At 25.6% G+C, this 4,214-nt stretch carries 7 protein-coding genes and 1 tRNA gene; all 8 read right to left on the reverse strand.

Translation table 11 applies throughout. The features are described from left to right. Window positions 1-34: 34 nt before the first annotated feature. On the reverse strand, window positions 35-610 hold the full coding sequence (locus RI01_RS01840) for a hypothetical protein (protein ID WP_017192958.1): 576 nt from the start codon (window positions 608-610) through the stop codon (window positions 35-37). Then, complete coding sequence (locus tag RI01_RS03880) at window positions 607-1,326, reverse strand: ABC transporter substrate-binding protein (protein ID WP_320409114.1); 720 nt, start codon at window positions 1,324-1,326, stop codon at window positions 607-609. Before RI01_RS03880 ends, RI01_RS01840 begins: the two co-directional genes overlap by 4 nt. Before the next feature lies 1 nt (window position 1,327). Beyond that, complete coding sequence (locus tag RI01_RS03885; RefSeq protein WP_017192960.1) at window positions 1,328-1,720, reverse strand: hypothetical protein; 393 nt, start codon at window positions 1,718-1,720, stop codon at window positions 1,328-1,330. Window positions 1,721-1,986: 266 nt separating this feature from the next. Next, window positions 1,987-2,060 (reverse strand) — tRNA-Cys (locus RI01_RS01850). Window positions 2,061-2,105: 45 nt separating this feature from the next. Beyond that, window positions 2,106-3,368 carry an aminopeptidase P family protein gene (locus RI01_RS01855; RefSeq protein ID WP_017192961.1) on the reverse strand — a complete coding sequence of 421 codons (1,263 nt, stop codon included), beginning with the start codon at window positions 3,366-3,368 and terminating at the stop codon, window positions 2,106-2,108. 18 nt (window positions 3,369-3,386) lie between these two features. After that, entirely contained in the window at window positions 3,387-3,536 is a 150-nt protein-coding gene (gene rpmG, locus RI01_RS01860) for a 50S ribosomal protein L33 (protein WP_017192518.1), read from the reverse strand. 236 nt (window positions 3,537-3,772) lie between these two features. Next, window positions 3,773-3,973, reverse strand: coding sequence for a hypothetical protein (locus RI01_RS01865; RefSeq protein WP_017192962.1), 201 nt, complete (start codon window positions 3,971-3,973; stop codon window positions 3,773-3,775). A 76-nt stretch (window positions 3,974-4,049) separates the two neighbouring features. Further along, a complete protein-coding gene (locus RI01_RS03385) occupies window positions 4,050-4,202 on the reverse strand; it encodes an HU family DNA-binding protein (RefSeq protein WP_268869307.1) in 153 nt (50 codons plus the stop codon). Between the last annotated feature and the right edge of the window lie 12 nt (window positions 4,203-4,214).

Raw genomic sequence — 4,214 nt, forward strand, 5'->3', positions numbered from 1 at the left:
GAAAAGATAGGAAATTATCTATTAATTTTTAGTCTTAAAGAGTCATTTTAAAATAAAAAGTTGTATGAAAAAACGGAACAGGGCAGTCTAACCAATTAATATTACCGAAAGTATCCGTTTTAAAATTTTGAATTTTATCTCTGGTAATAGAATTTTTTTGTTGTTTAGAAAATAAAGGAACATGAACATAATTGTCTTTTAAAATGGTTTGTATTTGCTTTATTTTCTCTGAATATGAATTGGAACCTGTTTGGTCTGTTTCTGTTTCTGAATGATTTTCTGTTTTGTGGGCTGTTTTTTGTTCGATAGGAATATTATCTATTTCATCCAATAAAGCTAATAAATAATTATTATTGCCATTTTTGCCGTTATTTTCATTTGTATTAAAAGAAACTATGTAAAAATCTCTTTTTTGATCTATTGCCAACATAGTGTTAAAATCATTCTTTTCCATTTCATATCGAAAATCTATCTCTTTCAAAACGACTTGTAATTTAGATAAAAAGCTGTTTCTCAAGTTATTCTCATCTTGAGTGATTAAAATTTTAATTTTTTTATTATCCTTTTGTATTTGCGATTTGTTTTGCAATTCTGTTTTAAAACGATTCATTGTAGATTTATGTTTTTTTGTTCTGTTTCGTCGACACTATCGGTTGGTTTTTTGTCTTCCATATTTCCACCGATTAAACCAGGATTTAAAAAGAAATCAATTTCTGGATAATCCATTCCTTCATCTTCTTTATTTGCTTGAATAATTTCATAAAGAATTTTTGCTGTATCGAAATTTAAAAGTTTATTAATCAATAAGATAAATTCTAAATTTAAAAAATTATTCTTTACTGTTTTTAAATGATTTATGTTTTTCTTTTTGATTTCAGATATATTTTCATTTGTTGGTTCTATTAATATATCTATCTTCTCATTTTGTATTTTTGAGAAACGAGTCGCAGAATCAGGATAATATTGAAAATGAATTTTGGCGATTTTCGGTTGTTGTGGTTTTTTAGGATGTTTGTCAAATAATTCTAATTGAACTATTTGGTCGTTTTTGATGGGTTTTAATTGAAAAACCCCTAAGCCTATTTTTATTCCTTGATAAAAGTCTTTTTCACACTCTGTTTTATTTATGACAAAAATTTTACTCAAATAAAATTCATTCATATTGTTTTTGTCATTTTTAAATTTAACAATGAACTTATTGGGCTCATTTTTAACTTTGTCGAAACTTTTTATATAACAGGAAGGTTCTAAACCTAATTCTTCAGTCTTTTTCCAAGAATAAAGAATATCATCGACTGTTAAATCAACGCCATTATGAAATTTAATATTATTTTTTTAACACATATATTTTTGTTTTAGATGAAGAGCCTGAATAAGTTGTTTTATCTTCATCTAAAATATTACTCTCATAAGTTGTTTTTTCGTATTTTTTATCCTCTGTTGGTTTAGTTTTAGATATCAATAAAGGTTCATGGATTAAATTTCTTATCATATTATTATAAAAAGTTCTGGAACTAACATTATACATCCCAAAACCTTGTTGCATAGGAGCTGCTGTAGCGACATACAAAGTATCTGTCTTTTCTGAGTTATTTACTTTTTTATCTCTAAACGTGTATAAAAAAGCTCCTATTAATAAAATTATCACCAAAAGAACAATAATAGATGTTTTTTGTTTTTTATTAATATATTTTAAAAATTTATTATCCTTTTTGATCATAAAAATCTGTTACCTCATTTATACTTTAAAATTAACAACAAAAGGCAAAAATTTTAAAGTTATTAAAAATCATGCGAATGCGCCAAAAACGACATTAACATGATAAATTAACATGATAAAAAAGATATTTGTTATATTGATAATTTTCCTATATTCAACTAAAAACTAATACAGATGAATTATTTTTTTTATACCTTTATAATTGGAGGAAATAAATATATCGTTTAATATATTTGTTATTCGTTTAATTCTTAATTTTTATATGATGGAGGCCCTGAACGGATTTGAACCGATGATCAAGCTTTTGCAGAGCCACGCCTTACCACTTGGCTACAGGGCCATTTGCACTTTAACAAAATAAATAGCTATTATTTATAATAGTTATTTATTTTGTCATTAATTTTTCAATGTCATCTATTTCTTTAGGAATATTGTGAGTTAAATTAACATTATCGTTGAAACTAACTAAAACATCATCTTCAATACGGATGCCTAAACTTAATTCTGGCAAGTATAAACCTGGTTCGATAGTGATAATGCTGTTTTCCTTAATAGGTTCAAAAGAATTACCTAGATCATGCACTTCTAAGCCTAAATAATGACCTAAACCGTGATAACAATATTTATCAATAGATTCGTCTTTTTTTAAAAAACCTAATTTACTTAACCCATCGCTTAAAATTTGTTTACCATATTGATTCATTTCAGCAAAAGTATGTCCTGGTTTGATCCATTCAATAGTTTTTTTATTGGCTTTTAAAACAATTTCATAAATTTGTTTTTGTTGAGGGGTGAATTTTCCACTAGCAGGAAAGCAACGAGAAACATCAGAAGTATAATTTTGATAACGAACCCCACAATCTATCAAAACTAAATCATTCGCGCCAATAGGACTCTTTTTTTGGTTATAATGCAAAATAGTCGCATTATTGCCAGAAGCCACAATAGTGTGAAAAGAGTTGGTTGCACCATGACTTTCTAAAACATAATGATAAAAAGCTGATATTTCGTATTCATATAATCCTGGTTGCATTTTTTGCGCTATTCCCTCTAAAGCTATTTTATTTAAAGCAATAGCTTGTTGAATTAAAGCGATTTCTTCTGGTTGTTTAGTGATCCTTAAATCTGCTACCAAATGACAATTATCCTTTATTCTTAAAAAAGGATAATTTTTTTGGATTAAATTAGCCATTTTTAAAGATACAGAAAGATTGTCTTTTAATTTAAATTTGGATAAATCTAAATAAATATTTTCCATATAACCAAATTTACTAATTTTCACAGTATTTAATAAAGAAAATACAAACGTTTCCAAAAGGTTAATATCTAAACAATTCTTAACAGGAATAGAACTTATTTCCGCAGCTTTGGCAAAACTTAAAGTTTCTCCATCCCATAATTTTTTCACAAGATCTACTGGGTCTAAAAACAAAAAAGCTTCTTCTTTTTGTTCGTTTTTAACCATCAATAAAACTACATTTTTCTGTTCTATACCAGTTAAATAATAAAAATTTTTATTAACTTCAAATTCTGCTGTAGCGGAAAGTTCTTCGTTAAACTGATGTTGATCAGAAAAAAACAATACTAGACTATTATTCTCAATTTTTTTAAGCAATGATTGACGATTTTTTTGATAAAATACAGACATTTTTTAAATCCAACTTTTTTATTTTTTTTCTCTTTGGATAGTGTGTTTACGCTCAGACGGACAATATTTATTAAATTCTAAACGCCCTGGATGTTGTTTTTTATTTTTGTAAGTGTAATAATGCTCTCTACCGCAATCTGTACAAACTAATTTTACTAATTCACTCATTTTTATGCCCTCTAAACTTCTTATATTATTAATTCATTAAAAATAATCCTCAATAATAAGGACCGTAAAAACTCATTAAAAAGTTTTTATTAAATAATAAATTATTATTTATTATTGAGAATTATTTCAGTAGAAGTATAATATTTTTTTAATAAATAAAAAAAATAGCCTTTATAAAAACAACTATTTCTTTGATAAAACGACATTAAAATAAAAATTTAATTTAACGGAAAAGATTATTTTTTCAATAAAAAAGGTTTGATAGTGTTATTTTCTAAAACTTCAGGATAATTATAAATAACTTCTCTCGTTCTTTTAAATAAAACATAAATAAGTCCATTGTCAAAATCAATACGAGTAACAACTCCTATTTCTTTTTCGTTTTCAACTTTTACTCTTTCGCCGATGAGATAATTATCATTATTATATAAAAACATATATCTACCAATTTATCCTTCTTTCGATAACTTTATGTTAAAGAATTATAAAGAAAAAACAAAACATTTTATATAATTATTTTTTAAATATTTCTTTAAATTTTTTATTTACTTTGAAAACAGGAACATCTTGTGCAGGCACAGTTAAAACTTTTTCACTTTTAGGAACTTTACATTTTCTTTCCTTACGGTGTTTTAATTGAACAGTTCCTAATCCTGGAAGAATTATTTTTTCATTTTT

This window comes from Italian clover phyllody phytoplasma str. MA1 (genome assembly GCF_000300695.1).
Classification (GTDB): Bacteria; Bacillota_I; Bacilli_A; order Acholeplasmatales; family Acholeplasmataceae; genus Phytoplasma.